Genomic DNA, 26,778 nt, shown 5'->3' with positions numbered 1-26,778 from the left:
CTCCGCGATCGACGGATACTCCCGGCTGGCCTACACCGAGGCGCTACCCGACGAGAAAGGCGCCACCGCCGTGGCGTTCCTCGCCCGAGCGCGGGTGTTTCTGGCCGCACACGGCATCAGCCGCATCAACCGGCTGGTCACCGACAACGGCGCCTGCTACCGATCGACCGCTTTCGCCCGCGCCGTGGCAGACCTCGGCCGCCACCAACGAATCCGGCCGTTCACACCCCGCCACAACGGCAAAGTCGAACGCTACAACCGCATCCTGGCCGACGAACTGCTCTACGCCCACACCTGGACCTCAGAACACGCCCGCACCAGCGCCCTGACCAGCTGGAACATCCACTACAACTACCACCGACCCCACACCGCCATCGGCAACCAACCACCCGCCACCCGACTCCACACCACCGTCACCAACGTCCAGACCGCGAACAGCTAGCGTCACGGCGCCCGTGCGAGCCGGAGTCCGGCTGTCTGCTCGCACGGCGCAGGTCCCACGCGGCGGGTGCGGATCAGCCGATCCGACGGGCGGCGAGCGCACCGGGCAGGTACGCGAGCACCTGCGCGAGGCATTCCTCCGGCGGCTGCGTGGTGTCCACGACGAACCAACCAGCCGCCGGGCCGATCGTCGTGTCCACCGCGCGGCCCTGCGCCTCGGCGACCCAGTTCGCGGTTGCCTCTGCCGCGGGCTCGTCGAGGCTGCGCATCTGGCTGCGGTGCCGCGGCCGGCTGGCGAGCCGGCGGCCCAGCTCCGCCTTGTCCGCGCAGCGGCACTCGATCATCAGGTACGGCACGCCGACGACAGCCGCGATCTGCTGCCCGCGCTCGGGGATGATCTCCCAGCGCGACGGGCTGTCCACGATCACCGGGCGCCCGCCGCGCAGTAGGTCTTCAGCCAACGCGAACATCACCTGGTAGGCGGTTCTGCCGGCGTCGTCCCAGGCGGTACCGGCGTCCAGCAGCGCGGACTTCACCACGTCCAGGTCCAGCACGCTGGCGCCGAGGTGGCCCGCCAGGTCGCGGCTGAGCCGGGTCTTGCCCGACCCGGGCCGCCCAGCAAACTGGATCAGCGCGACGGTGTTCGTCATCGGCGGTCAGGTGGTGGCGGCGCGGTCTGCGGCGCTGCGCAGTACGCAGAACTCGTTGCCTTCGGGGTCGGCGAGCACCGCCCAGCCCGTACCGTCGGGGTTGCGGCGGTCGGCGACCAGGGTGGCGCCGAGGTCGAGCAGCCGGGCCACCTCGCCGTCCCGGGCGGTGTCCGGGCGCAGGCAGACGTGCACCCGGTTCTTGACCGTCTTCGGCTCGGGTACCTGGTTGAAGTAGAGTGCCGGCCCCTCGGGCAGCAGGATCCGCATCTCCTCGTCGCCCGGGCTGTCCTCCGGGTCGAGCGGGATGCCGGTCACCTCGCTCCAGAACCGCGCCAGCCGGTAGGCGTCCGTACAGTCGATCGCCACGTTCTGCAATACCGAAACCATGGCACGAGCCTCCCCGATGCGGTCCGCGATCGCCATCGGATACCGGTCCGCCACGCCGGTCGATCATGGCGCCGTCCCGGTGGCAAGCGTTCTCCGGCCGGGTTGGCGCCACGATCGACACGGCGGGGTGGGTCAGGGTCGGGCCGTGAAGGTGGCCGACAGCGGGAGGTGGGTGGCCGAGTCTCCGATGTGGACGGTGTAGGTGCCGGGCGTCAGCAGCCAGGCGTGCGCGCCGGTCGACCACACCGAGGCGTCCGCCGCGGTGAGGTGCAGGCTGACCCGCCTGGTCTGGCCGGGCCGCAGCGACACCTTCGCGAACCCCTTCAGCTGCGCCGACGGTTCACCCGCGGCCTTCGGGTCGGACAGGTACAGCTGGACGACCTGGTCGCCGGACCGGTGCCCGGTGTTGGTGACCGACACGGAGGCCTTGATGCTGTTGTGCGCGTTGAGGGTGTGCCCGGACAAGTGCAGCCCGGACAGTCGGAAGCCGGTGTACGACAGGCCGTAGCCGAACGGGAACGCCGGCGTCAGACCCTGCGAGTCGTACCAGCGGTAGCCGACCTTCAGACCCTCCGAATAGGACACCTTGCCGCCGATGCCGGGCCACTGGGCCGCGGTAGACGCCGGTACCTGGTCCAGCGAGGTCGGGAACGTCACGGGCAGCTTGCCGGACGGGTTGGTGTCGCCGAACAGCAGCGCGGCGATCGCGTTGCCGGCGTCCTGCCCCGGGTACCAGGCCTCGAAGACGCCCTTGACCTTCGACAGCCACGGCATCGTCACCGCGGAGCCGGTGTTGAGCACCACGATGGTGTTCGGGTTCGCGTCCGCGATCGCGTCGATCATCGCGTTCTGGGTGCCGGGCAGGTCGATGTCCTTCAGATCCGACCCCTCCGACTCGTAGTCGTTGGCGTACACGACGGCGACGTCGGAGTCCTTCGCCACCTGCACCGCCTGCGCCAGCGGGTCGGAGTCGGGCAGCGTCCAACCGAGGTTGACGACCGCGTCGCCGGCGGCCTGGTAGTAGTCGACCTCGATCGACACCGGCTTGCCGGCGGTCAGCGTCACCTGCGCGGTCTCGGTGTGCTCCGCCTGGTTGCGCCAGTTGTCGATGACCTGCTTGCCGTCGATCAGCAGCCGGCTGCCGTCGTCGGAGGTCAGTCCGAACGTGTAGCTGCCGGTCTGCGGCGGGGTCAGGGTGCCGGTCCACCGGGTGGAGAAGTTGTTCGCCGGTACCCCGGCCGGCCGGTTCGCGTCGCCGAACGTGAACGACACCTGCGGATCGGTACGGGTCGCCACCGGGTCACCGGACATCGTCGTGTTGGCGTAGTACGCGCCGGTCAGCCCGTGCCCGCTGCCGTCGGCCGGGGTCAGGTACTGGCTGTCCACGGTGGGCAGCTTGCCGGAGCTGCCGAGGTTGCCCTGCGCGTACCGCACGTCGATGCCGCTGCCGGCCCGCGCCTTGATCCCCTCGTACGGGGTGACCGTGCCGGTACCGGCGACCTTGGCGCTGCCGCCGCCGGCGGTCATGGTGTCCGGGCCGGCGCCGTCCCCGATCACCGCGATCGAGCCGAGTTTCCTGTCGTTCAACGGGAGCACGCCGTCGTTCTTGAGCAGGACGGTGCCGTCCTCGCTGATCTGCCGGGCGGTCGCGACGTGCTGGTCGGTGGACGCCGGCGCGGTCGGGGTGTCGGCGGAGGGATGGTCGAACAGCCCGAACCGGAACTCCTGCCGCAGGATGCGGCCCACCATGTCGTCCACCCGGGAGCGCGGTACCTGCCCGTCGGTCACCGCCTGCTCGAGCGCGGCGCCGAAGTAGGTGCTGCCCGGCATCTCCATGTCCATCCCCGCGTTCGCGGACCCGACGGTGGAGTGCGTGCCGCCCCAGTCGGAGGTGATGAACCCGTCGAAGCCGAAGTCCTGCTTGAGGATCTGGTTCAGGTACTCGTTCTCGCAGGCGAACGAGCCGTTGACGACCGAGTACGAGCACATCGCCGAGGACGGCTTCGCCTCGTCGACGATGGTGCCGAACGCGGCGGCGTAGATCTCGTGCACCGACCGGTCGTCGATCTGCACGTCGTCGTTGGCGGTGTTGCGGTTGGTCTCCTGGTTGTACACCGCCCAGTGCTTCACCTGGGCCATCACGCCCTGCGACTGGATGCCCTCGATGTCACCGGCGCCGATCTGGCCGGTCAGGTACGGATCCTCGCTGTACGACTCGAAGGAGCGGCCCCAGCGCGGATCGCGGACGATGTTGACGGTCGGGCCGAGGTCGACGTCGACGCCCTTGGTCCGGTCCTCCGCACCGATCACCGACCCGTACCGCCGGGCGGCGTGCTGGTCGAAGGTGGCGGCGAGGGTGGTCGCGGACGGCAGCTGGGTGGTGTCGGCCATCCGCACCCCGGTCGGGCCGTCCTGCAGCTTCAACGCCGGGATGCACAGGGCGTCGTTGCCGGGCACGAAGCCGGTGTACGCGGAGCCACCGGTGCCGTGCACCATGGCGATCTCGTCGTCCAGCGACATCTTGGCCACGACCTGCTGGACCCGGCTGTCGATCGGCGCGTGCGAGCCGACCCAGGGGCAGTCCGGGTTCGGCGCGGCCTGCGCGCTGCCGGCCACCGCGGCGGCCGGTAGCGCCGCCGCGACCAGGCTGAACGCGGCGACCAGGGCGAGTCTGGGACGTGTGGGTCTGTGCATCGATCCTCCCGACGATCGGCGACTGGATCGGGCTGCAGGGTGGCCCGGGACGCGAAAGATGTCCGGCATGGACGCCGGACATCTTTCGCGTTCATTACATCGATGTCAACGGATCAATCCGCCGTGTCACATCATCACGTCTTGAACCCACCGATACCGTCCGTTACCGCACCTCGATCCGGTGCCGTAGCGAGGTGGCGCCGGCCGGCAGCCGCACCGTCAACGTGCCTTCCGCGTACGACCAGCCGGGGCCGGTGTCGCTCGGCGCGAGCGCCGTGCCGTCGACGGTGACGCGGGTCGGGCGGTCGGCGTGCAGCAGCCGTACCGTCCAGGTCCGGGTGTCCACCGCACCGGGATAGCCGCCATGCCGGGCGCCGATGGTCAGCCGGCTCGCGCCGCCGCGCTCGGTGTAGGACAGCGCGGTCGTCGCGGACTGCCCGTGCCGGTAGCCGTTCCCGTCGCCGGCGTCCTCGTACAGGCTGGCGTGGCCGTCCCCGCCGGTCGCGATCGTCGCGGTCGCCGCGGTCAGCGGATGCCCGGTGTCGCCGGACACGTCGCCGGTGCGGGCGGTCACGATCCCGCCGGAGCGCACGAACACCGGCATCGTCGACAGGTCGCTGTGCACGGTGCGGGTAGCCGGCCCGGTGAACCGCTCGCCGGTGAACCAGTCGGTCCAGGTTCCCGGCGGGAACCACACCGTGGTGTCGGCCTGCTCCCCCGCGGTCGTGACCGGCGCCACCAGCATGTCCGGCCCGTACAGGTACTCGGTGCTGGCGAACTGGTAGGCGTCGGGCTGATCCGGGTAGTCCAGGTACGGCGCCCGGGTGATCGGCATCCCGGTCGCGTTCGCCTGCTGCGCAAGGGAGTACGTGTAGGGCACCAGCGACTCGCGGAGCCGCAGGAACCGTTCCGCCGAGTCCTTCGCCGCGCCGGTGTAGTCCCACGGCAGCCGGTCGCCGTGCGACGAGTGCAGTCGCAGCACCGGCTGGAACGCGCCGAACTGGACCCAGCGCGCGTACAGGTCGTCGGCGAGGTGCTTGCCGTGGAAACCACCGATGTCGTGGCTGACGTTCGACTCCCCGATGCCGGCACCCTCGGCGGGAGTGAACGCCACCTCGTTCGCGAGCTCGTCCCAGGTGGAGTCGGTGTCGGCGGTGAAGTGCGCGGCGTAGCGGTGGTCTGCCCACGGTCCGGACGGCAGCGCCGACGAGCCGGAGTAGCCGCCGGCGGTCAGCGAGCTGCCGATCCGGGAGAGGACGAAACCGCGCAGCCCCAGCTTCTCCCGCTGCCACGCGTAGTTGCCGTTGATCCACGCGTCCGGGGTGATGCCTGGCATCGAGGCCTGCGAGTTCTCGCAGCAGTAGTCCAGCCACCAGAAGTCGACGCCCTGCCGCTGGATCGAGTCGTGCAGGTCGAAGTACGCCCTGAGCTGGTTCGGGTCCGACCAGTCGAAGACGTAGCACTGTCCGTTGTGGACGGTGTCGGAGCCGCAGGAGTCCGACGGGGTCAGCTTGCCCTTCGCGGTGGCCTGCGCGGCGGCGAACTTCGGATCCGCCTGCTGCACGCTGGGGTGCACGTTCAGGGTGGCGTGGATGCCCTGCCGCTTCGCCCAGTCCAGATAGGACGTCGGGTCCGGGAAGTACGTCGGGTCGAACTCCCAGCCGTTCCAGGCGTCCGGCGCCTTCCAGTCGGTGTCGGTCACCAGCACGTCCAGCGGCACGTTCTCCGACCGGAACCTCGGCACCAGCGTGTTCTCGTAGTCGGCCTGGCTGTAGGCGTAGTAGCGGGAGTACCAGACGCCGTAGGCGAACCGGGGCAGCAACGCGGACGGCCCGGTCAGCGTGTTCAGGTCGGCCAGCGCCGCGGCGTAGTCGGTGCCGTAACCGAACAGGTACCCGTCCTGGTAGTCGCCGTCGTGCGCCGGCCGTTGCGCCACGGTGTGCTTCACCGGGTCGAACAGGGCCGTGCGCGAGTCGTCGAGCAGCGACCAGCCAGCGCCGGACAGCAGCCCGCCGTTCATCGGCGCGGCGCCGCCCTGCCCGTCCAGGCTGCGCCGGTACCCGCCGAGCACCTGCGGGTAGGGCGCGCCGGCCGGCAGCACCGCGAGGTTGTCGACGTTGACCCCGCAAGCCTGACCGTCCACACAGGACAGTGAAACCTCGTTGTCCCCCTTCGCCAGCTGCACCGTGGTCTGCGCGAGCGACCAGTTGTTCCAGCTCGCGGTCGGCGCGAGCGCCATGGTCCGGGTCACGTCGCCGGCGGCGACCGTCAGCGAGCGCGGCTCGCCCTTGCCGTTCGCGTACCGCAGCGCCAGCCGGTAGTCGCCGGCCGCCGGCACGTCGGTCACCCGTACCGTCGAGCTCGCGCCCGCCGTGTCGTAGCCGGCGACGAACCCGGTACCGGAGAAGCCGACGTGGTCACCGGCCACCGGCACCGCGTGCAGCAGCCCCACCTCCGCCTCGCACAGCGTGCCGTACGCGCAGTCCGGCGCCTGCGGCTGCGGGTACGCCCCGCCGGCCGCGGTCAGCGCGTAGCTGTCGATGTTGACGTGCCCGTCGTCGATGTCCGGCACCGTCAGCGACAGCGCCGATTCGCCGGCCGGCAGGTGCACCGTCGTGGTGGCCAGCCGCCAGGTGTCCCAGCTGCCGGTGACCGGCAGCGTCAGGGTGGCCTTCGTGTCGCCGGCGGCCACGCTCATGGTCCGGGTCTGCGTCTTGCCGTCGCCGCCCTTGGCGTTCGCGTACCGCACCGCGAGCTGGTAGTCGCCGGCCGCGGGCACCGACACGACGCGCTGCGCGATCGCCGCGCCGACCGTGCCGAGCCCGGCGACGAAACCGGTACCGGTGTAGCCGCCGTGATCGCTCGCCGGCCCGGCGCCGCCGGTCAGGTTCGCCGCCTCCGCCTCGCACAGCGCGCCGTACGTGCACGGCCCCGGCGGTTGCGGCCAGCGCGGCGCGCCGGTCACCTGGTGCCCGCCGACCCGCAGCGACACCTTCGTGTTGGCCGTCGTGAACCGCCCCGAGCCCTCCCGGTACGAGAGGGTGAGCTTGTCGGTGCGGATGATCCGCCAGCCGTCGCGCACCGTGCTGCGGTAGTGCGGCGGGCGGAACGCGGCGCGGCCGACCGCGTTGAACGTGGCCCGGTCGGCGAACTTCCCGTCCGCGGCGTACTCCAGCCGGACCAGCGTCGGCGACAGCACCTCGAACCGCGCGGCCCCGTCGACGACCACGCCCCGCGGGGTACGGGCCTGGGCCGGTGCGGTGGCCGCCACCGCGAGGCCGGCGGTCAGTACGGCGATCGAGCCGGCGGCGACCAGCCGGCGACGGGCGGTTGCGCGGGGCAACAGACGACGTCTCATCGGGCCTCCTTCGCGCGCCGCGACGAGGGGTTTCGCGGCGATCGCCCGAATGATCCCGCGGACCACCCGCAAGGTCAACGAACCGCGAGACCGCGTCGATCAAGAACGCCCCGCCGCGCCCGGGCCTCGGCGTACGAGCCCCTGATCGACGTGCCAGGCGGCCCGGGTCCTTGGTCGACGGGCCGGCCGAACCGGCCATCGGTCGGCAAGTTAGGGTAGCCTCACTTAATTCGCTGGCCAAGGGAGGACGCACGTGACGACCGGGACCGGGACCGCACCGCTGCTGCACGACGTCGAGGTGGCTCGGGTCCGGCGACTGACGCCGCGGCTGGTCCGGATCACGCTCGCCGGTCCCACCCTCGCCCGGTTCGCCGACGCCGGGCCGGACCAGCGGTTCAAGCTGTTCCTGCCGCGCGGCGGCCAGGACCGGCCCACGCTGCCGGACGGCGACGACTGGTTCGCCCGCTGGCGGGCCATGCCCGACGAGGTACGGCCGATCATGCGCACCTACACGATCCGCCGGCTCGATCCGGCCGCGGCGACGATCGACGTCGACTTCGTCCTGCACGACGAGACACCCGGCCGTCCCGTCGGCCCGGCCGCGGCGTGGGCGTCCCGGGCCCGGCCGGGCGACCGGGTCGGCGTCTCCGCCAGCCGCGCCGAGTTCCGGCTCGACCCCGCCGCCGGTTGGCACCTGCTCGTCGGGGACGAGACGGCACTGCCGGCGATCGCCGCGATCCTGGCGCGGCTGCCCACCGGCACCTCGGTACACGCGTACGTCGAGGTGGCCGACGCGGGCGAGGAACTGCCGCTGGAGACCGCCGCGGACGCCACGATCCGCTGGGTGCACCGCGGCACCGCCGTACCGGCCGGGACCGGCACGGCGCTCGCGACCGCGCTGGGCGCCGCCGCGCTGCCCGCCGGCGCGCCGCAGGCCTGGATCGCCGGCGAGCGCGACCTCGTCAAGGGCGTCCGCCGGCACCTGATCGGTCGCGGCATCCCGGCCACCGCCATCACGTTCGGCGGGTACTGGCGGGTCGGCGCCCCGGTCGACCCGGACTGACGGCCGGCCCGGCCGTCAGAGGTGCAGGCGATGCAGCCTGGTACGCAGCGCCGAGGCGTTCACGAACCGGGTGGCGATCAGCCCGATCGCCACCAGCGGTACCGCGCCGGCGAGGAACAGGCCGACCTGCGGGCCGAGGTGCTGGTCGATCCAGCCGATCACCGGGCCGCCCAGCGCCGCGGAACCGGTGAACACCAGCAGATAGACGCCCATCGCCCGGCCGCGCAGGTGCGGCTCGACCGACAGCTGGTAGGTCGAGTTCGCCGCGGTCACCAGCAGCAGCGTGGCCGCACCGAGCCCGGCCAGTACCACCCCGAACGCCCACTGCGCGGAGGTCAGCGCGGCGACCATCGCCAGCGCGGCGACGACCGTACCGGTGGCGAGCAGGCTGCGCACGCCGCCGCCGGTGCGCCGGGCCGACACCAGCGCGCCGGCCACCGAGCCGATCGCGACCACGGAGCTGAGCAGCCCGTACCCGCCGGCGCCGGAGACGAACACCGACTTCGCGTACACCGACAGCGTCACCGCGAGGTTGCTGGTGAAGAACGTGAACGTGCCGACGAGGACGACGGTCCACAGCATCTCCGGCCGGCCACGCACCAGCCGCAACACCTCGACGGTCCGCACCGGGGCCGCGGCGGCCGGCCGGGGCAGGTGCACCATCTCGTGCCGGCGCATCGCGAGCAGCCCGACGATCGGCGCCGCGAACGAGCACGAGTTGGCGAGGAACGACCAGCCCGGGCCGACCGCGCCGATCAGCACGCCGGAGACCGCCGGGCCGACGAGCGCGCCGAGCTGGAACACGGTGGAGTTGAGGCTGATCGCGTTGCGCAGCTGCCCGGCCGGTACGAGCTCATTGACGAACGCCTGCCGGGTCGGGTTGTCCACCGCGGTGATCAGCCCGAGCACGAAGGCGATCACGTACACGTGCCACGCGGCGACGTGCCCGGACAGCGTCAGCACCGCCAGTACGGCGGCGGTCAGGCCCATGCCGGCCTGGGTGACGAGCAGGATGGTGCGCTTGGCGAACCGGTCGGCGAGCGCTCCGCCGGCGATGCCGAACAGTACGGTCGGTGCGGCCTGCAGCGCGGTCGTGATGCCCACGGCGGTGGCCGAGCCGGTGATGCTCAACACCAACCAGTCCTGGGCGATGCGCTGCACCCAGCCGCCGGTGTTGGACACCACCTGCGCGCCGGCGAAGACGCGGAAGTTGAAGGTACGGAGGGATTCGAAGGTGCGGTGCCGTCTCGGCGCCGCGCCGGGTAAGTGGTCGTCGGTGGCCGCGCGCGCGATGCTCACAATCGTCCAAAGCTCTACAGGGGCCCTGATGGAAAGGCGTCGGGGCCCCTAATCGGGTGGGTGTGCACTCCATCCTTGCCACCCGGGCTCTCATAGCCAAATCCAATTGCTCCTATTAGTGTTATAGCGTCTTGCAATAACGAGAGGGACGCTGTGTACAACCCGGAGCACCTGCGGAGCTTCCTCGCGGTCAGCGAGTCGCTCAGCTTCACCCGCGCCGCGGCGACGCTCGGCATCCGGCAACCGACTGTCTCCCAACACATCCGCAAGCTGGAGGAGGAGGTCGGCCGGCCGCTGCTGGTGCGCGACACGCGCACCGTCGCGCTGACCGCGGACGGTGAGGCGATGGCCCGGTTCGCCCGCACGATCATCGCCGCGAACGAGGCGGCTGTGGGGCACTTCACCGGCTCCGAGCTGTCCGGCCGGCTGCGGTTCGGGGTGACCGACGACCTGGCGCTCACGCCGGTGCCCAAGATCCTCCGCGAGTTCCGCCGGCTGTACCCGCAGATCGTGTTGGAGCTCACCGTCTCGCAGAGCCTGACGCTGCAACGCCGGGTCGAGTCCGGCCACCTCGACGCCGCCTTCGTCAAGTACGCCCCGGGCGAGGGCCACGGCCGCCTCGTGCAACGGGACCCGCTGGTGTGGGCCGCGGTCGAGGACGCCCGCCTCGACCGGAACCGGCCGCTCCCGCTGATCGTCTACCACGCGCCGAGCATGAGCCGGTCGCGTGGCGTGCAGGCGCTGGAGCAGGCCGGCATCCCGTACCGGATCTCGTGCACGGTGCGCGGTGTCAACGGGGTGCTGGCCGCGGCACGGGCCGGCCTCGGGGTGGCGATCTTCGCCCGCAGCCTGGTCCCGGCGGATCTGGTCGAGCTGCCGGCCGACGCGGGGCTACCGGAGTTGGGCGAGACCGACCTGGTGCTGCTGACCAACCCGCACTCGGCCGGCGACGCGGTCGAGGCGCTGACCTCGGCGATCCTGTCCCGCCGCAACCCCATCCGCAACATCGCGCACTGACCCGGGCGCCGGTTGTGCGCACGAGCCGCACCGGGTTACCGGCGCGCCTCGTCCGAGCTGGCCTCCTGGACCGGCGCCTCAGCCCCAGCCGGGCCGCTTCGACAGCGCGCGGTCCCAGTCGACGGTCTCCGCCCAGTCGCGATAGGAATGCCACCCCACCGCGGGGAACTCCGCGTGCAGCGCGGCGAGATCCGCGTACTCCCGGTTGTCCTCGAAGCTCTGGAACATGTCCGCGATCTCGTTGCCGGACCACTGCCGGATCTGCGCCAGCGGAATGTTCCGGTACGGCAGGTCCGTGCCGATGACCTCGCCCAGGATCTGCGCGGCCTGCGCGCTGGTGATGGTGTCCGAGACGACGTCGATCGCCCGTCCGCGCAGCGCTTCGGGGTTCTCGACGGCATGCACGGCGAGCCCGGCGATGTCCAGCACGGTGGCCTGGTCGAGCCGGCGGTCGGCGCTGAGCGGGAACGCGTAGACCCCGTCGTGCAGGCGAGTCAGCCCGAGGTTGAGAGCGTTCTCCATGAAGTAGGCGGGCTGCACCGAGGTGAAGTGCACGCCACTGCGCTCGAGGTGGCGCTGGACGACCTGCTTCGCGGAGGCGTGCTCGACGCTCAACTCGCCGGCGGTCGCGGCACCGCGTACCGAGGAGTACACGAGGTGTGCGCCGGCGCGTTCGGCCGCGTCGGCGAGCGCCCGGCCCTGCGCGATCTCGCCGGCGGCACCATCCTGGCCGAACGGAACGGTGACGCCGAAGATCGCGCCGGCGCCGCGCGCGGCCCGGCCGAGCGCTTCGGCGTCGGCCAGATCGCCCTGGGCCAGTGCGACGCCGTTGGCGGCCAGTTCCCTCGCGGCGTCGGATCCCGGGTCGCGGACGTAGCCGACGGGCTCGTGGCCGCGCCGCAGAAGGAGATCGACGACCGCGCCGCCCTGCTTGCCGGTGGCGCCGGTGACGAGTACACGGGTCATGTCGGTCCTTAATCAATCAATTGAGTGAGATTGTCGATGGTCGAGGTCGGGGTGTGCGGCCGCCCGGGCGGCCGGTCAGCCCTCGGACGGTGGTTGTTCGGGCTCCGTTCGCACGTCGAGCAGTGCGGACAGCTGAGCCGCCACCAGCTCGCGGTACTCCGCCGACAGCGGGTCCACCCCGTAGATCGCCTCGATCAGCTGTGGCAGCGCGACCGGCGCGAAGGACAGCAGGAAGGTCAGCAGCGTGGCGAACTCCGGTTCGAGCCGGTCGCCGATCTCCCCGGCAGCCTGCCGCTCGCGCATCCGCCGCACGGCGGCGGCGGCGACTGTCCGCCACTCCTGTGCGGACTCCTCGGCGTCATCGGGGTGATCGCCGAGCGAGCGCCAGATGACCATCCGGGCGGACCGCGGATCCGACAGGGTGGCATCCAGCGCGGCGGCGAAGCTCGCCGGGAAGGACTCGGCCGGCGCGCTGGGCGCGAGCTTCGCCCGGCGCGCCTGCCACCTGCCACGAAGCTCCCGCAGCAGCCCTTCCTTGCCGCCGAAGTGGTACGAGATCAGTTGCTGGTTGACGCCGGCCCGCCTCGCGATGCCCGCGGTGCGGGCGCCGGAGTATCCCTTCGCGGCGAACTCCTCCAGGGCCGCGTCGAGGATGCGTTCCCTGGTGTGCGCGGCGTTGCGCCGGTCCCGCGGCTCCGGTGTGGTCACGACGTCAACCTATCATTCATTTGATTGATTGGATCGTGAGCGACGACACTCCGCCCGCGCCTCGGTCAGCAGCAGATCGGTCCTGCCCCCTACGCGGGCACCGCGGCCCTGAACCACCCGCAGCCGGCCCCGAACCGGTCCCGCCCGCACCTGGGTCAGGACCAGAAGCCGGCCGCGTGGGCCAGCGCGGGCCCTTCGAGCAGCTCCACCAGCCGCTCGAACCGCTCGACCGCGGCCGGCCCGCTCCAACCCGGGGCGAGCAGCTCGCGCGGCAGCCCGGGGTCCCGGAACGGCAGCTGCCGCCAGGCGTCGACCACCCGCAGGTAGTGCACGAACGCCTGCTGGCCGGCGATGTCCCGGCCCGACTCCAGCTCGGCGAGCATCCGCTCGTGGCCGTCGATGAACGCGCGGTAGCTGTCGTCGATGCCGGCGAGATCCCAGCTCTCGTAGAGCAACGAGGTGAGGTCTCGGCTGCCGACGTAGGCACCGACGAACACCGCGGCGTACTTGTCCATGCCCAGCTCGCCGATCGCCCCCTCGGCGGCGGCCCGCATCCGCGCCGGCGCCAGCCACATCGCGGTACCGACGTTGCCGAAACCCAGGTGTGCCAGGTGGGTACGGAGCTGGTCGCGCTTGCGGCGCTCCGCCTCCGGGATGCTGAGGTTGACGATGCACCAGCCGTCGGCCAGGTCGGCCGGGCGCCGGGAGTGCCAGATCACCTCGTCGCCCTGGGCCAGTACGGCGCTCGCCCGGCCGGTCAGCGCGTACCCGCGGGCGCCGTGGCGGCGCTGCGACTCCAGCCAGCCGCGCTGCTTGAGCCGGAACACCGCGGTACGCACGCCGGGCGCGTCCTGGCCGGCCTGGCGCATCAGCTCGACGACGCCGGCGATCGGCATCCAGTCGTCCATCCGCCGGACCACCGCGCCGAGGAAGCTGACCAGCAGGGTGCGCGACACCCGCGTCCGGGACGTGGTCGTCGGGGCGGCGCTTCGGCTCATCACGACACCGATTGTGCCGTCCGCGGACGCCAGCGCAGATGCACGTCCGCGCGCGCACCCTCGCGCAGCAACTGCAACCGGGGCGGCACCTTGTCGGTACGCGCGGTCGGCGGGCGGCGGTTGCCGGCGGCCCACTGATCGGGCCACGGTGCGGCGGCACCGGCGTACCCCTGTTCGGCGGCGGCGTGCAGGGTCCACTGCGGGTCGTAGAGGTGGGTCCGGCCCAGCGCGCACAGGTCGGCGCGGCCGGCGAGCAGGATCGAGTTCACGTCGTCGTAGCTGGAGATCGCGCCGACCGCGATGACCTTCACGTCGGTACCGGCGGCCACCCGGTGCCGGATCCGGTCGGCGAACGGAGTCTGGTACGAGCGCCCGAACGCCGGCCGCTCGTCCTTGCTGATCTGCCCGGTCGACACGTCGATCGCCGCCGCACCGTGCTCGACGAAGGCGCGCGCGATCTCGACCGCGTCGTCGGCGGTGTTGCCGTCCGGCAGCCAGTCGGTCGCCGAGATCCGCACCGTCACCGGGATGTGCGCCGGCACCGCGGCGCGCACCGCGTCGAACACCTCCAGCGGGTAGCGCAGCCGGTGCGGCAGCGGGCCACCGTACTCGTCGGTGCGCCGGTTGGACACCGGCGACAGGAACCCGCTGAGCAGGTACCCGTGCGCGGCGTGCACCTCGACCAGGTCGAAGCCGGCGTCGACCGCGCGCCGGGCGGCGGCGACGAACTCGCCGCGGATGGCGTCGAGGTCCGCCCGGGTGGCCTCGCGCGGCACGTGGCATCCCTCGCCGTACGGCACCGGGGACGGGCCGACGACCTCCCAGTTGTCGGTCTCCAGCGGCTCGTCCATGCCCTCCCACATCAGCTTGGTCGACCCCTTGCGGCCGGAGTGCCCGAGCTGCGCGCCGATCCGCGCCGTCGAGCGCCGGTGCACGAAGTCGGTGACCCGCCGCCAGGCGTCGCGCTGCTCGTCGTTCCACAGTCCGGTGCAGCCGGGCGTGATCCGCCCCTGCGGCGAGGTGCAGATCATCTCGGTCATCACCAGCCCGGGGCCACCCAGCGCTTTGGATCCCAGGTGTACCAGGTGGAAGTCGTCCGGCACGCCGTCGGTCGCCGAGTACATGTCCATCGACGACACGATGATGCGGTTGCGCAGCCGCAGCTCGCCGATCGAGACCGGCTGGAACATCGCGGGTGTCACCTCGGCCGATCCCTGGTGCCGGGCGAACTCCGCCTCCATCCGGTCGGCGAAGTCGCGGTCGCGTTCCTTCAGGTTGTCGAAGGTGATCCGGCGCGACCGGGTCAGCAGGTTGAAGACGAACTGCGCCGGTTCCTGGTCGGCGTACATCCCGATGTTCTCGAACCACTCCAGGGACGCCTGCGCCGCGCGCTGGGTCGACTCGACTACCGGCTTGCGTTCCTGCTGGTAGGCCGCGAGCGCCGGCTCGATGCCCGGGTGCTCGTGCAGGCACGCGGCGAGCGCGAGCGCGTCCTCCATCGCCAGCTTGGTACCGGAACCGATGGAGAAGTGCGCGGTGTGCGCGGCGTCGCCGAGCAGTACCACGTTTCCGTGGTGCCACGAAGCATTGCGGACGGTGGTGAAGTTCAGCCACTTGGAGTTGTTGGTCAGGATCCGGTGCCCGCGCAGCTCGTCGGCGAAGATCTCGCCGACCCGGGCCACCGCGTACTCGTCGGAGGCGCCGGGCGGCAGCTGCTCGTGCTCCGTGCGGTCGAGTCCGGCGGCGCGCCACACGTCCTCGTGCATCTCGACGATGAACGTCGAACCGGCGTCCGAGTACGGGTAGCCATGGATCTGCATGGTGCCCCACTCGGTGTGCTTCACGAAGAACTGGAACGCCTCGAACACCAGGTCGGTGCCGAACCAGATGTACTTGTTCCGGCGCCGGTCGAGCCGCGGCGCGAAGACGTCCGCGTACCGCGAGCGCACGGTGGAGTTGACGCCGTCCGCGGCGACCACGAGGTCGTGCTCGCGGCGCAGCGCTTCGACGTCCGGCGCGGCCGTGCGGTAGTGCACCGTGACGCCGAGTTCGGCGACCCTCCGTTGCAGGATCTCCAGCAGTTCCTTGCGCGACATCGCCGCGAAACCCTGCCCGCCGACGGTGAACTCGTGCCCGTCGAAGCTGACGTCGATGTCGGTCCACCGGGCGAACCGCTGCTCCATGGTGGCGTGCACCACCGGGTCGGCGCCCTCGATGCTGCCGAGCGTCTCGTCGGAGAAGACCACCCCGAAGCCGAACGTGTCGTCCGGGGCGTTGCGCTCCCAGACGGTGACGTCGTGGCCGGGATCGAGCCCCTTGAGCAGCGTCGCCAGGTAGAGCCCGCCCGGGCCGCCACCGACGATCGCGACCCTCATGACGTCGGCTCCGCGGCAGCCTCCTGCTCGACCAGCGCTCGCAGCCGGAAGTGCTGCAGCTTGCCACTGGCGTTGCGCGGCAACGCATCGACGAACCGCACGTCCCGCGGGTACTTGTACGGAGCGAGGTGGCCCTTGACGAACGCCTGCAGCGCCGCGGCGTCGGCGCTCGCTCCGTCCCGCAGTACCACGAACGCGCAGACCACGGAGCCGCGTTCGGCGTCCGGCTTGGCCACCACCGCGCACTCGACCACGTCCGGGTGCTCCTCCAGTACCGCCTCGACCTCCGGGCCGCCGATGTTGTAGCCGGAGGACACGATCATGTTGTCGGTGCGCGCCTGGTACCAGAAGTAGCCGTCGGCGTCCCGGACGAACGTGTCACCGGTGACGTTCCAACCGTTCACGACGTAGTTGCGCTGCCGATCGTCGGCCAGGTAGCGGCAGCCCACCGGGCCGATCACCGCGAGCCGCCCGGCGATGCCGGGGCCGACCTCGTTGCCGTCCGGGTCCAGGATCGTGGCGCGGTAGCCGGGTACCGGCCTGCCGGTGGCGCCCTCGCGGATCTCGTCGCCGGCCGCGGTGATGAAGATGTGCAGCATCTCGGTGGCGCCGATGCCGTCGATGATCTTCAGCCCGAGCCGCTGGTGCACCTCGCGCCAGGTCTCCAGCTGGATGTGCTCGCCGGCGCTGACCGCGCTGCGCAGCCCGCGCAGCAGGTCCGCGTGGCCGGACTTCAGGATCTGCTTGTACGCGGTGGGCGCGGTGGCGAGCACCGTGACCCCGTGGGCGGCAACGAGTTCCGCGAGTTGCAGCGGCGTCGCCTTCTCGGCGAGGAACGCGCACGCGCCGGCCCGCAGGGCGAACACGACGAGCATCCCGAGGCCGAACGTGAAGGCGAACGGCGCCGTGCACGCGACGACGTCGTCCGGCCGCAACTTGAGCGTCATCCGGCCGAAGGTGTTGTCGATCGACAGGATGTCGCGGTGGAAGTGCGTGGTGATCTTCGGAACCCCGGTACTGCCGGAGGTGGGACCGAACAGCGCCACGTCGTCGGCCGCGGTGTCGACCGCGGCGAACTCGGCCGGACGGTCGGCGACGAGCGTCGTGAGATCGTCCGGTGCGTCGCCCCCGTACGAGGCGATCGTCAGGTTCGGCGCGGTCGAGTCGCGCAGCTCCCGTACCGCCGCGGCGAAACGGTGGTCGACCAGGGCGATGGTGGGTGCGGTCTTCTCGACGATCGGCGCGAGTTCCCGGGCGCGCAACGCCGACATGGTGGTGACGACGATGCCGCCGGCCTTCAGTACGGCCAGCCAGCAGGCCACCGTCCACGGGTTGTTCGGCGAGTGCAGCATGACCCGGTTGCCGGTGACCAGGCCGAGCTCGTCGGTGAGGTACCCGGCGAGCTGGTTGGTGCGCCGCAACAGCTCGCCGTACGTCCAGACCTCACCGTCCGGGGTGCGCAGCGCGGGGCGGTCGGCACCGTACTTCCGGGTCGGCACGTCGAGCAGCTCGACCGCGGCGTTGAGCCGCGGCGGGTACTGCAGGAGCTCGGTGGTGAACTCCAGGGTCGGCCACTGGTCCCGCGGCGGGAGGTGGTCGCGGGCGAAACTGTCCTGGTACCCGGAGGGTGCGAAAGCCGCCGGGTACCCGGAAGGCGCGAGGTCGGTCATGGCGTGGCTCCAGCCGGGATGCGGATCATTCCCTCCTGGACGACCGTCGCCAGGTGGGTGCCGTCGGGGGTGAAGAAGCGCCCGAGGTTGAGGCCGCGGCCGTCGCTGGCCGAGACGGCCTCCTGGGCGTACAGCAGCCAGCCGTCGACCGGCGCGGTCCGGTGGAACCACATCGAGTGGTCCAGGCTCGCCGTGACCAGGCCCTCGTCGGCCCAGGCGAGCCCCAGCGCACGCAGCGTCGGCTCCAGGATCGTGTAGTCGCAGACGTAGCTGAGGGCGGCGGTGTCCCGCTGCCGGTCGTCGAGCCCGGCCACGTCGCGCAACCCGTCGAAGGGCCGCACCCACACCGCCTGGTGCGGGACCCGGGCACCGTCGACGGTGAGGTACACCGGGCCGGGCACGTGGCGCATGTCGAAGCCGCGCCCGTGCCGCCAGTACTCGCGCGAACCGTCGGTCATCGTGCCGCCGGACCGGCCATCGAGGTACGCCGCCGACGAGGGCACGCCGTCCGGTTCGGCGAGCCGTGCCGGTGGCTCCGACTGGAGCCGCCCGCCGGGGCCACCCGCGGCGAAGCTCGCGAGGCAGACGAAGATCGGCTTCCCACCCTGGTACCCGCGGACCTGCCGGGTGGCGTAGCCGCGACCGTCGCGCAGGATCTCGACCTCGTAGCGCACCTGCGCACCGATCTCGGCCGGGCGCATGAAGTACGAGTGGGTCGAGTGCAGGTGCTTGCCGTCGACGGTACGGATCGCGGCGACCACGGCCTGCGCGACCAGGTCCCCGCCGTACGCCTTGGGCCACGGGCACGGCTGGGTGACCGCGGTGTACGCCCGGTCGAAGTGCTCCGGCGCCACCTCGGTGAGGGTGACGGCCCGGGTGAAGATCGCGGAGGTGGCGTCCTCGGTCACGGGGGGCCGCGCCGAACGCGCGTCGTCGGTCACGGGCGGTCCGTCCAGTCGCGCAGCTCGTCGTCGCGCACCTGCGGCAGGTTGACCACGATGTTCTCCGGGGTGCGGGTGGTCATCCAGGTGAGCGGTTTGTTGCGGTCGAGGTTGCACTCGACGTGCGGCATGTACGGCGGCACGAACACCCAGTCGCCCTCGGACATGTCGAGGTAGTCCTCGAACTTCTCGCCGAAGTAGATCCGGGCCCGACCGGACAGCACGTACCCACCGGTCTCGGCCTCGCCGTGGTGGTGCGGCGTCGACCGGTAGCCGGCCAGGTTGTGCACCTTGCCGAACCAGATGCGGGTGGCCGGCGTGTGCTGGATGCTGACCCCGGAGATCCTCGTCGCGCCCTCGGACTGGCCGGTGAGGCCGGAGTCCGGCTCGTGGCCGGCACGGGTGACGAACGGGACGATCAGCCCCGCGTCGTTGCGGTACATCGAGTTGTCACCGATCTCGTGATCGTCGGAGTTCGGGTCCATGCCAGTCCTTCCGCCGGTGAGGTGGTTCCGCGGGCGCCGTCCAGGTATTTCATTATCGGCACGTTCGTTGTGAACATGTCAATAGACCGCTACGGTGGGCCGGACGGCGGACGGACGGTCGAGGAGAGCCGATGACCCAGCAACTGCGACCGGTGCCGGTGAACCCGGCGAGCCTGCCGGCGCCGCGTGGTTACTCGCACGGGACGCTGAGCGGCAACACGCTGTACCTGGGTGGCCAGACGGCGCTGGACGCCGACATGAAGATCGTCCCGGGCGGCATCGTCGAGCAGTTCCGGCAGGCGTTCGGCAACGTGCTCACGACGCTGCGCGCCGCGGGCGGCGTCCCGGCGGACCTGGTCAGCATCACGATCTACCTGACCGACATCCAGGACTACCAGGCACACGGCCGGGAGATCGGGGTCGTGTGGCGCGAGCTCGCCGGCCCGGTCTACCCGGCGATGGCCGGCATCGGCACGACCGAACTGTGGCAGCCCGACGCGCTGATCGAGATCCTCGGCGTCGCGGTCATCCCGGACGACCGGCTGATCCGGCCGGCCGGGTGAGCCTCCGGCACCAGCCCGACCTCGCCCCCGACGCCGACGCCGACGCCGACGCCGACCAAGCCTCGACCTCCTCGCGTGGCCGCCCGCTCAGTCTGGTCATTTACGGTCGAACGTGTTGAACCATGTCGCGATAGCGTGCGGTGACCCTGGGGTAAACCCACCCGATCCGCCATGTCCACGCACTCGGCATCGCTCTTCGCGGCAGGACAGATCCTCGCTGCCGGCGTACCGGTGGTGCGCCATGCGCGGCGCACCACCTGGAGGTGCACATGGCAGCACCCGTTTCCCGCCGTACCGTTCTGCGCTCCGCCGGCGCGCTCGGCGGCGGCGCCCTGGCCGCCGGTACCGTCGTCGGGGCGGCGACCGGTGCCGACCCCGCGGCGGCGTCGGAGGCCAGCACGCCGCGCCCGGTCACCAGCGAACCGGACGGGCTCGTCGTCGGTTCCGATCCGTTCGGCACCATGCCGGACGGCACGCCGGTCACCCGCTACACCCTCGGCGGCGGGCGCGGCCTGCAGGTGCAGTTGCTCGACTACGGGGCGACCGTGCACCGGGTGCTGACCCCCGACCGGCACCGGCGCCGCGCCAACGTCGCACTGGGACTGTCCACTCTGGACGAGTACCGGACCAGGAGCCCGTACTTCGGGGCGATCGTCGGCCGCTACGCGAACCGGATCGCCAAGGGCAGGTTCACCCTGGACGGGCACACCTACCAGATCCCGGTCAACGACGGGGAGAACGCACTGCACGGCGGCACCGTCGGGTTCGACAAGCACGTCTGGGACGCCGAGATCGAGCGCGGCCACGGCAGCGTCGGCGTGCGGTTCCGGCTGGTCAGCCCGGAAGGCGACATGGGCTTCCCCGGCACCCTGACCACGACCGTGACCTACACCCTCACGGCACGCGGCGAGCTGACGATCGGGTACCACGCGACCACCGACCAGGCGACGGTGATCAACCTGAGCAATCACACCTACTGGAACCTGGGTGGCGAGGGCTCCGGCTCGGTGTACGACCATCTACTGTGGATAGACGCGGACCGCTACACCGCCGTCGACGGGGAGGCCATCCCACTCGGCACGCTGCCGGAGGTCGCCGGTACCCCGTTCGACTTTCGCCGGCCCACCGCGATCGGCGCCCGGATCCGGGCCGGCGAGCAGCAGCTGATCAACGTCAAGGGCTACGACCACAACTGGGTACTCAACGGCTCCGGTCAACGTCGCGTCGCGACCGTGTTCGACCCGGCGAGCGGGCGCCACCTCACCTTCGCGACCGACCAGCCGGGGTTGCAGTTCTACGCCGGCAACCAGTTGGACGGCACGCTGGTCGGGATCGGCGGCAGGACCTACCGGCAGAGCGACACGCTGGTGCTGGAAACCCAGCACTTCCCCGACTCGCCCAACCAGCCCGACTTCCCGTCCACGACGCTGCGGCCCGGCGAGGTCTTCCGCACCGCCACCACGATCGCCTTCGGGGTCGCCTGAACTGGCAGGCTCTACAGTGGACAGACCGATGGCCGGCCCCGCGAACGGGACCGGCCATCGAACGGTTCTGCCGGTAGGTCAGCCGACCCAGGCGTCGACGTAGCTGATCGCACCCGGCGGGTTCTCGATCTTCACGTCGTGCACCTTGCTGCCGGTGATCGACAGCTGCTTGATGTAGTAGGTCGGGATGCTCGGCGCGTACTTCGTCATGATGTACTCGTCGAGCTTGCCCCAGTCCTTCGTGCCCTGCGCGACCGGCTCGGCCTTGATCTTGTCGATCTGCTTGTTCACGTCGTCGGCGTTCAGGTACGAAGTGTCCTGGTTACCGGCCTTCGCGATGGTACGGCCGTCGTACAGCGGCGGGATGACCGTGGAACCGCTCGGCCAGTCCGCACCCCAGTTGGTCGAGTAGAGGTCCCAACCGTTGTCCTTGCGGTCGATCAGGGTGAAGAAGTTGTCCGGGTCGGACGAACGCAGCACGATGTCGAACCCGGCCTTCTGCCACGCGGTCTGCAGCACCGTGGCGAGCTTCTGCCCCGCCTCGGTGTTCGCGTACGCGTAGACCAGCTTCGGGTGCTTGCCGCCCAGCAGCTTCTTCGCCTTCGCGATGCCGTCCGGTGTGCCGGCGCCCGGGTAGGCGTCGTACTTGTTCCAGCCGGCGGCGGTCGGCGACATCAGCGTGGTGGCCGGCGCCGCCTGCGCGGTGCCACCCAGCGCCTGCACGTACGCCTTGCGGTCGATCGAGTAGTTGAGTGCCTTGCGCACGTTGACGTCGGTGACCCGCTGGGTGTTGATGTCGACGCGCGCCGCGTACGGCAGGTAGCCGTTGAGCGTGCGGCCCTTCGCCGACGGGTCGCCCAGCACCTTGCCGGTCAGCTCCGGGCTGACGCCCGGCTGGTCGGTGACCGCGTACTGGTCGTCACCGTGGTCGGCGAGCACCCGGTTGGTCTGGTCGCTCGGGGCGACGCCGATCTTGACGTCCAGCTCGTTGAAGTAGTCGTGCCGGATCGGGTCACTCTTGGGGTCCCAGTACTTGTTGCGGACCAGCTTCAGCTCGGTGCCCCGGGTGTAGCTCTCGATCTTGTACGGCCCGCTGGAGAACGGGTGCGTGTCGATCGACTGCGGCTTGCCGTCCTTGGCCTTCGGCAGCGGCGACGTGGTACCCCAGGACGCCGCGTACGGGAACTCCCGCTGCGACGACTTGAGGTGGAAGGTGATCGTGTTGCCGCTGACCGTCACGCCCGGCGGCACCGCCGCGCCCCCGTTGTACGGACCCTTGTACTTGCCGTTGTAGGTGCCCGGGCCGGCCAGCCACTGCTGGATGTAGTGCGGACCGTCGGCCAGGTCCGACGCGTACGACCGGGCCACGCCGTAGGCCACGTCGGCGGCGGTGATCGGCGTGCCGTCCTCGTACTTCAGGCCCGACTTGAGGGTGTACTTCCAGGTCTTGCCGTCGTGGTTGACGTCGACACCGGTGTTGGTGGCGAGGTCGCCGACCAGGATCGACTTGCCCGTCTTCGGATCGAACTTGAACGCGGTCAGCTGCCGGGTGACCAGCTGGTCGAGCGCCTGCCCGTCGGAGATGTAGACCCGCTGCGGGTCCAGGTGCTCGTAGTCACGCTCGTGGTAGGAGATGATCGTCCCGCCCCGCTTGGCGCCCTTGATCGCCGCGGCCGGACCCTTCGAGTCCGCTGGGTCGGTGCTGATCGAACCGGACGCCACCTTCGCCGTCGGCCCGTCCCCGTTGCCACCCTTGCCGGTGTTCTTGCTGCATGCCGTGGACATGCCGATCAGCGCGACGGCCACCGCACCGACGGCCACAACCTTGCCTGTTCGCATCACACCACCTCGTCGAGGCTCCCCCTGCAGGACAGGCACGATCCACCCGCCCCTATCGGGCTTGTCTGCGAACGTTAAGAGCGGCACATCAGCGACCGGTAACGACCGGATCACCAAACCGTCGACATCAATGCCGGATACGAGGTCGTTTACCATCCTCTTGCCTTTCTCGCCCACAGCTAGCACAAAAGGCGGGCTCAGCCGGTACCGTGGCATGGCTGACAGATTCTGAAACCTGTCAGCGCGCCGCTCGACCTCGGCCGGCCGGCGCGCCGGCAACCAACCCGCCAGGAGGCCCCGGATGAAACGTCGTCGACTCGGCACACAGGGACCGTCGGTCGCCGCGATCGGCCTCGGCTGCATGGGCATGTCCGGCACGTACGGGCGGGCCGACGACGCCGAGAGCGTCCGCACCGTGCACGCCGCGCTCGACGCCGGCATCACGCTGCTGGACACCGGCGACTTCTACGGCATGGGGCACAACGAGCTGCTGCTCCGCGAGGCGCTGCGCGGCGGCCGCCGCGACACCGCGACGCTCAGCGTGAAGTTCGGCGCCCAGCGCGGCCCGGACGGCGCCTGGCTGGGCTTCGACGGGCGGCCCGCCGCCGTCAAGGCCTCGCTGGCGTACTCGCTGCAGCGGCTCGGCACCGACCACGTCGACATCTACCGGCCGGCGCGGCTCGACCCGGCGGTACCGATCGAGGACACCATCGGCGCGATCGCCGAGCTGGTGACCGCCGGGTACGTGCGGCACATCGGGCTCTCCGAGGTCGGACCGGCCACGCTGCGCCGCGCCGCCGCCGTGCACCCGATCGCCGACCTGCAGATCGAGTACTCGCTGCTGTTCCGCGGCATCGAGGAGCAGATCCTGCCGACCTGCCGCGAGCTGGGCATCGGCATCACCGCGTACGGCGTGCTCTCCCGCGGGCTGCTGTCCGGACGCTGGCGTGCCGACCAGGCGCTGCCGGCGAACGACATGCGCGCGCACACGAGCCGGTTCCAGGGCGACAACCTGGCGCACAACCTGGCCCTGGTCGAGGCGCTGCGCGCGATCGCGGCGCGGCTCGACTGCACTGTGCCACAGCTCGCGACGGCCTGGGTCGCCGCGCGCGGCGCCGACGTCGTGCCGCTGGTGGGCGCCCGGCGGGTGGACCGCATCGCCGAGGCCGCCGGCGCCGCCGAGCTCGAACTCGACGCCGCGACGCTGGCCGCGATCGACGCCGCGGTCCCGGCCGACGCCGCCGCCGGCGACCGGTACCCGGACGGCCGCACCCCGGAGCTGATCTGACCGTGGCCGGGCCGCTCACCCGGGAGCAGATCCTCACCGCCGCCGAGAACGTGCTCCGCCGGTACGGGCCGGACAAGGCGACGGTGGTCGACGTGGCACGGGCGCTCGGGGTCAGCCACGCCAGCGTGTACCGGCACGTGTCCAGCAAGGCCGAGCTGCGGGCCGCGGTGACGCGGCGATGGCTCACCCGGGTACACGCCCCGGTCGCCGCGCTGCGCGACTCGACCGAGGATCCGCCGGCTCGGCTGCGCACCTGGCTGCACACGCTGCTCGCGGTGAAGCGGCACAAGGTGCTGGACGATCCGGAGCTGTTCGCCGCGTATCAGCGGCTGACCGCCGAGTGGCAGGACGCGCTGACCGCCACCCTCGACGGCCTGGTCGACGACATCGCCGCGATCGTCCGGGCCGGCGTGCGCGACGGCAGCTTCCGGCCGGTCGAACCGACCGGCACGGCACGCGCGATCTTCACCGCGACGCTGGCGTTCCACCACCCGAGCCACGCCGCGACCTGGTCCGATCCCGGCACCGAGGAACGGCTCGACGCGGTGTGCGACCTGATCCTCGTCGGCCTGTCCCCCGACCGGCACCGGACCGTCGGGGACGAACGCTAGCGCTGCCCGAAGCCGGCAGCGGGCCCGGCGGGACGTGGCCATCCGCACCGACACCGGCCGCCGCCGGTCGACGGCCTCCCCCGGTAACGGCGAGCTTCCGCGGGTACCGGCGAGATTCCGCGGGTACCGGCGAGATTCCGCGGTACCCACGGGGAAGGGCGGCGGTCGCTCAGGACATGGCGTCGGCCGGGTCGGGGCGCAGCTCCCGGGCGCGGCGGACCACCTCGTGCGCGAGCAGGTCCGCCGGGTCCACCACCGGCAGGACCGCATCGGTGTCGGTGTCGGTGCCGGCGGCGAGCGCGAGCACGATCTCGGTGCAGCCGGCGATCGCCGCCTCGGCGCCGGCGTCCCGCAGCGTGCCGAGCACCTCGGCCAGGGCGGCGGCCCCGGACGCGTCCGCAGTACCGGCCTTGACCGCGGCGATCGCCGCCGTCACCCGGGCCTGCTCCGCCGGTTCCGGCGCCAGCACGGTCAACCCGACCGCGGCGCAGGCGTCGTGGTAGAGCCGGGACGTCACGGTCCCCTCGGTGGCGAGCAGACCGACGGTCGCGCCGGCCGGCAGCGTCGCGGCCAGCTGCCGCGCGGTCACGTCGATGATGCTGACCAGCTCCAGGCCGGCTTCGGCGGCCAGCGGCGGGACGAACGCGTGCGCGGTGTTGCAGGCGACCGCGAGCAGCCGCACCCCCGCCGCGGCGAGGCCGGTGACCCCGGCCCGCAGTACCGGCGTCGGGTCCTCGCCGTCGCCGACCAGCGCCGCGGTCCGGTCCGGCACCCGCGGGTCGGACCAGATCACCACGGGCAGGTGTTCCTGGTCGGTGCCGGCCGGGGTGGCCTCGACCAGCTTGCGGTAGAAGTCGACCGTGGCGGCCGGCCCCATCCCGCCGAGGATCCCGACCACCGGTGGTGACAGCGTCATGCCCAACCTCCTACGACGAGTACCAGGTCACGTCCAGTCGCGTTCCCGGCCGGACGACAGCACGCCGACCACGATCCCGAAGGTACGCAACGCGCTCGCGGCGTCCGGCGCGTCGAACGCGACGGTGCGCTCGGCGACCGCCCGCACGCCGGGGATCGAGGCGGCGCGCACGGCGAGGTACGGGTAGTCGACGTCGATCTCGACGGTGTGCGGTGCCGGTGCGGCCGGTCCGGCGCCGGCGAGCGCCGCCGCCTGCCGCGCCGCGGCGGTGATGTCGGCGGCGGTCGCGGCCGGCGGCCGGCAGACCGCGCTGTGCCGGGACAGCGCCCGCTTGACCGCGACCGTACGCGCCCGCGGGGCCCACTCGCGGGCCGCGGCGCACAGCACGTCGTCGCCGGTGACGAGCACGACCGGCACCCCGGCCTCGGCGGCGACCAGGGCGTTGAAGCCACCCTCGTCGACCTGCCGGCCGTCCACCCGGACGTCCAGGATGGTGTGCGACAGGCAGGTGTGCGCGAGCACCCCGGGCCGGCCGGCACCCATGTGGTAGCCGACCATCGCGACGGCGTCCACACCGGTGTCGATCAGCTCCATCATGCCCAGCGGCTTGTGCCGGCCGATGACCAGCTCCGCCCGCGGGTCCAGCTCGGCCAGCGGCAGGTTCGCCATGCTGCAGTGCGAGTCGTTGACGACGATCTCGTCCGCGCCGGCCGCGGCGAACCCGGCGACCGCGGCGTTCACGTCGCCGAGCATCAACCGCAGCGCCCGCGCGTACCGGTCGGTGCCGGCGAGCACGTCGTCGGGCAGCACCGTACCGGTGGCGCCCTCCATGTCGGCCGAGACGAGGATCCGCATGCGGCCGACTCTACGGTTCGCGGGCCGGCGCGCCGAGCGCGGACCGGCCCGCGCGACGCCGGCCCGAGCGCGAACCGGCCCCGCACTACACCGGCCCGAGCGCGTACCGGCCCCGCGGTACACCGGCCCGAGCGCGAACCCGGTGCCCGCCGCACCGAGCCCGGACCCGG

22 protein-coding genes are annotated in these 26,778 nt (G+C 71.7%); 7 read left to right on the top strand and 15 right to left on the bottom strand.

Features of this window, described 5'->3' with window-relative positions:
- The coding region (locus tag NUM_RS11205; RefSeq protein ID WP_207124742.1) for an integrase core domain-containing protein at positions 1-442 on the top strand (442 nt) is incomplete at its 5' end.
- 73 nt (positions 443-515) lie between these two features.
- Here NUM_RS11205 and NUM_RS11200 read toward each other — a convergent pair.
- The 4 genes from NUM_RS11200 to NUM_RS11185 all read right to left on the bottom strand — a co-directional run bounded on the left by NUM_RS11200 (position 516) and on the right by NUM_RS11185 (position 7,530).
- The gene (locus NUM_RS11200) at positions 516-1,091 is read right to left on the bottom strand and encodes an AAA family ATPase (protein ID WP_207124741.1); all 576 of its coding nucleotides are present in this window, start codon (positions 1,089-1,091) and stop codon (positions 516-518) included.
- A 6-nt stretch (positions 1,092-1,097) separates the two neighbouring features.
- Entirely contained in the window at positions 1,098-1,478 is a 381-nt protein-coding gene (locus tag NUM_RS11195; RefSeq protein WP_207124740.1) for a VOC family protein, read from the bottom strand.
- 132 nt (positions 1,479-1,610) lie between these two features.
- Positions 1,611-4,172 carry a beta-glucosidase gene (locus NUM_RS11190; protein ID WP_207124739.1) on the bottom strand — a complete coding sequence of 854 codons (2,562 nt, stop codon included), beginning with the start codon at positions 4,170-4,172 and terminating at the stop codon, positions 1,611-1,613.
- 163 nt (positions 4,173-4,335) lie between these two features.
- Positions 4,336-7,530 (bottom strand): TIM-barrel domain-containing protein, encoded by a 3,195-nt coding sequence (locus NUM_RS11185; RefSeq protein WP_207124738.1) that lies wholly within the window; start codon positions 7,528-7,530, stop codon positions 4,336-4,338.
- Between the two features lie 253 nt (positions 7,531-7,783).
- Between NUM_RS11185 and NUM_RS11180 the strand changes: the two genes are divergently transcribed.
- Positions 7,784-8,593: a siderophore-interacting protein gene (locus NUM_RS11180; RefSeq protein ID WP_207124737.1), complete on the top strand. Its 810-nt coding sequence runs from the start codon at positions 7,784-7,786 to the stop codon at positions 8,591-8,593.
- Between the two features lie 15 nt (positions 8,594-8,608).
- Here the strand turns inward: NUM_RS11180 and NUM_RS11175 are convergent, their stop codons facing one another.
- A complete protein-coding gene (locus tag NUM_RS11175) occupies positions 8,609-9,892 on the bottom strand; it encodes an MFS transporter (RefSeq protein ID WP_207124736.1) in 1,284 nt (427 codons plus the stop codon).
- 153 nt (positions 9,893-10,045) lie between these two features.
- On the opposite strand from NUM_RS11175, the gene NUM_RS11170 reads away from it, so the two are divergent.
- The gene (locus tag NUM_RS11170) at positions 10,046-10,909 is read left to right on the top strand and encodes a LysR substrate-binding domain-containing protein (RefSeq protein WP_207124735.1); all 864 of its coding nucleotides are present in this window, start codon (positions 10,046-10,048) and stop codon (positions 10,907-10,909) included.
- A gap of 78 nt (positions 10,910-10,987) precedes the next feature.
- On the opposite strand, the gene NUM_RS11165 is transcribed toward NUM_RS11170, so the two are convergent.
- The 7 genes from NUM_RS11165 to NUM_RS11135 all read right to left on the bottom strand — a co-directional run bounded on the left by NUM_RS11165 (position 10,988) and on the right by NUM_RS11135 (position 19,052).
- On the bottom strand, positions 10,988-11,875 hold the full coding sequence (locus NUM_RS11165) for an NmrA family NAD(P)-binding protein (RefSeq protein WP_207124734.1): 888 nt from the start codon (positions 11,873-11,875) through the stop codon (positions 10,988-10,990).
- 75 nt (positions 11,876-11,950) lie between these two features.
- Positions 11,951-12,583 (bottom strand): TetR/AcrR family transcriptional regulator, encoded by a 633-nt coding sequence (locus NUM_RS11160; RefSeq protein ID WP_207124733.1) that lies wholly within the window; start codon positions 12,581-12,583, stop codon positions 11,951-11,953.
- A gap of 155 nt (positions 12,584-12,738) precedes the next feature.
- On the bottom strand, positions 12,739-13,581 hold the full coding sequence (locus NUM_RS11155) for a PaaX family transcriptional regulator (RefSeq protein WP_225918497.1): 843 nt from the start codon (positions 13,579-13,581) through the stop codon (positions 12,739-12,741).
- Complete coding sequence (locus NUM_RS11150; RefSeq protein ID WP_207124731.1) at positions 13,581-15,956, bottom strand: bifunctional salicylyl-CoA 5-hydroxylase/oxidoreductase; 2,376 nt, start codon at positions 15,954-15,956, stop codon at positions 13,581-13,583. The genes NUM_RS11155 and NUM_RS11150 overlap by 1 nt, the downstream gene beginning before the upstream one ends.
- Positions 15,953-17,626 carry an AMP-binding protein gene (locus NUM_RS11145; RefSeq protein WP_207124730.1) on the bottom strand — a complete coding sequence of 558 codons (1,674 nt, stop codon included), beginning with the start codon at positions 17,624-17,626 and terminating at the stop codon, positions 15,953-15,955. Before NUM_RS11145 ends, NUM_RS11150 begins: the two co-directional genes overlap by 4 nt.
- Complete coding sequence (locus NUM_RS11140; RefSeq protein ID WP_225918496.1) at positions 17,623-18,567, bottom strand: acyl-CoA thioesterase; 945 nt, start codon at positions 18,565-18,567, stop codon at positions 17,623-17,625. Before NUM_RS11140 ends, NUM_RS11145 begins: the two co-directional genes overlap by 4 nt.
- A complete protein-coding gene (locus tag NUM_RS11135) occupies positions 18,564-19,052 on the bottom strand; it encodes a cupin domain-containing protein (protein WP_207124729.1) in 489 nt (162 codons plus the stop codon). The genes NUM_RS11140 and NUM_RS11135 overlap by 4 nt, the downstream gene beginning before the upstream one ends.
- Positions 19,053-19,183: 131 nt before the next feature.
- On the opposite strand from NUM_RS11135, the gene NUM_RS11130 reads away from it, so the two are divergent.
- Both NUM_RS11130 and NUM_RS11125 read left to right on the top strand, forming a co-directional pair.
- Positions 19,184-19,615, top strand: coding sequence for a RidA family protein (locus NUM_RS11130; protein ID WP_225918495.1), 432 nt, complete (start codon positions 19,184-19,186; stop codon positions 19,613-19,615).
- A 269-nt stretch (positions 19,616-19,884) separates the two neighbouring features.
- Positions 19,885-21,099: an aldose epimerase family protein gene (locus tag NUM_RS11125; RefSeq protein WP_207124728.1), complete on the top strand. Its 1,215-nt coding sequence runs from the start codon at positions 19,885-19,887 to the stop codon at positions 21,097-21,099.
- 78 nt (positions 21,100-21,177) lie between these two features.
- Here the strand turns inward: NUM_RS11125 and NUM_RS11120 are convergent, their stop codons facing one another.
- Positions 21,178-22,938, bottom strand: a complete 1,761-nt coding sequence (locus NUM_RS11120) for an ABC transporter substrate-binding protein (RefSeq protein WP_207124727.1) — start codon at positions 22,936-22,938, stop codon at positions 21,178-21,180.
- A gap of 301 nt (positions 22,939-23,239) precedes the next feature.
- On the opposite strand from NUM_RS11120, the gene NUM_RS11115 reads away from it, so the two are divergent.
- Positions 23,240-24,226 carry an aldo/keto reductase gene (locus NUM_RS11115; protein ID WP_207124726.1) on the top strand — a complete coding sequence of 329 codons (987 nt, stop codon included), beginning with the start codon at positions 23,240-23,242 and terminating at the stop codon, positions 24,224-24,226.
- A 2-nt stretch (positions 24,227-24,228) separates the two neighbouring features.
- Positions 24,229-24,837, top strand: coding sequence for a TetR family transcriptional regulator (locus NUM_RS11110; protein ID WP_207124725.1), 609 nt, complete (start codon positions 24,229-24,231; stop codon positions 24,835-24,837).
- Positions 24,838-25,006: 169 nt separating this feature from the next.
- Here NUM_RS11110 and cuyB read toward each other — a convergent pair whose 3' ends face one another.
- A complete protein-coding gene (gene cuyB, locus NUM_RS11105) occupies positions 25,007-25,753 on the bottom strand; it encodes a cysteate racemase (RefSeq protein ID WP_207124724.1) in 747 nt (248 codons plus the stop codon).
- A 27-nt stretch (positions 25,754-25,780) separates the two neighbouring features.
- A complete protein-coding gene (locus NUM_RS11100) occupies positions 25,781-26,608 on the bottom strand; it encodes a M55 family metallopeptidase (RefSeq protein ID WP_207124723.1) in 828 nt (275 codons plus the stop codon).
- Positions 26,609-26,778: the final 170 nt, after the last annotated feature.

Origin of the sequence: Actinocatenispora comari (genome assembly GCF_017312725.1) — a bacterium.
GTDB classification, from domain to species: domain Bacteria; phylum Actinomycetota; class Actinomycetes; order Mycobacteriales; family Micromonosporaceae; genus Actinocatenispora; species Actinocatenispora comari.
The sequence above is the reverse complement of the archived record's forward strand: the minus strand, read 5'-3'. Positions and strand labels throughout refer to the sequence as shown.

Bases quoted from the DNA above. Each gene is read 5' to 3' on its own strand.
- NUM_RS11115 (WP_207124726.1), top strand. From the start codon at position 23,240: ATGAAACGTCGTCGACTCGGCACACAGGGACCGTCGGTCGCCGCGATC.
- NUM_RS11100 (WP_207124723.1), bottom strand. From the start codon at position 26,608: ATGCGGATCCTCGTCTCGGCCGACATGGAGGGCGCCACCGGTACGGTG.
- NUM_RS11135 (WP_207124729.1), bottom strand. From the start codon at position 19,052: ATGGACCCGAACTCCGACGATCACGAGATCGGTGACAACTCGATGTAC.
- NUM_RS11120 (WP_207124727.1), bottom strand. From the start codon at position 22,938: ATGCGAACAGGCAAGGTTGTGGCCGTCGGTGCGGTGGCCGTCGCGCTG.
- NUM_RS11145 (WP_207124730.1), bottom strand. From the start codon at position 17,626: ATGACCGACCTCGCGCCTTCCGGGTACCCGGCGGCTTTCGCACCCTCC.
- NUM_RS11190 (WP_207124739.1), bottom strand. From the start codon at position 4,172: ATGCACAGACCCACACGTCCCAGACTCGCCCTGGTCGCCGCGTTCAGC.
- cuyB (WP_207124724.1), bottom strand. From the start codon at position 25,753: ATGACGCTGTCACCACCGGTGGTCGGGATCCTCGGCGGGATGGGGCCG.
- NUM_RS11200 (WP_207124741.1), bottom strand. From the start codon at position 1,091: ATGACGAACACCGTCGCGCTGATCCAGTTTGCTGGGCGGCCCGGGTCG.
- NUM_RS11155 (WP_225918497.1), bottom strand. From the start codon at position 13,581: ATGAGCCGAAGCGCCGCCCCGACGACCACGTCCCGGACGCGGGTGTCG.
- NUM_RS11125 (WP_207124728.1), top strand. From the start codon at position 19,885: ATGGCAGCACCCGTTTCCCGCCGTACCGTTCTGCGCTCCGCCGGCGCG.
- NUM_RS11150 (WP_207124731.1), bottom strand. From the start codon at position 15,956: ATGAGGGTCGCGATCGTCGGTGGCGGCCCGGGCGGGCTCTACCTGGCG.
- NUM_RS11165 (WP_207124734.1), bottom strand. From the start codon at position 11,875: ATGACCCGTGTACTCGTCACCGGCGCCACCGGCAAGCAGGGCGGCGCG.
- NUM_RS11130 (WP_225918495.1), top strand. From the start codon at position 19,184: ATGACCCAGCAACTGCGACCGGTGCCGGTGAACCCGGCGAGCCTGCCG.
- NUM_RS11195 (WP_207124740.1), bottom strand. From the start codon at position 1,478: ATGGTTTCGGTATTGCAGAACGTGGCGATCGACTGTACGGACGCCTAC.
- NUM_RS11185 (WP_207124738.1), bottom strand. From the start codon at position 7,530: ATGAGACGTCGTCTGTTGCCCCGCGCAACCGCCCGTCGCCGGCTGGTC.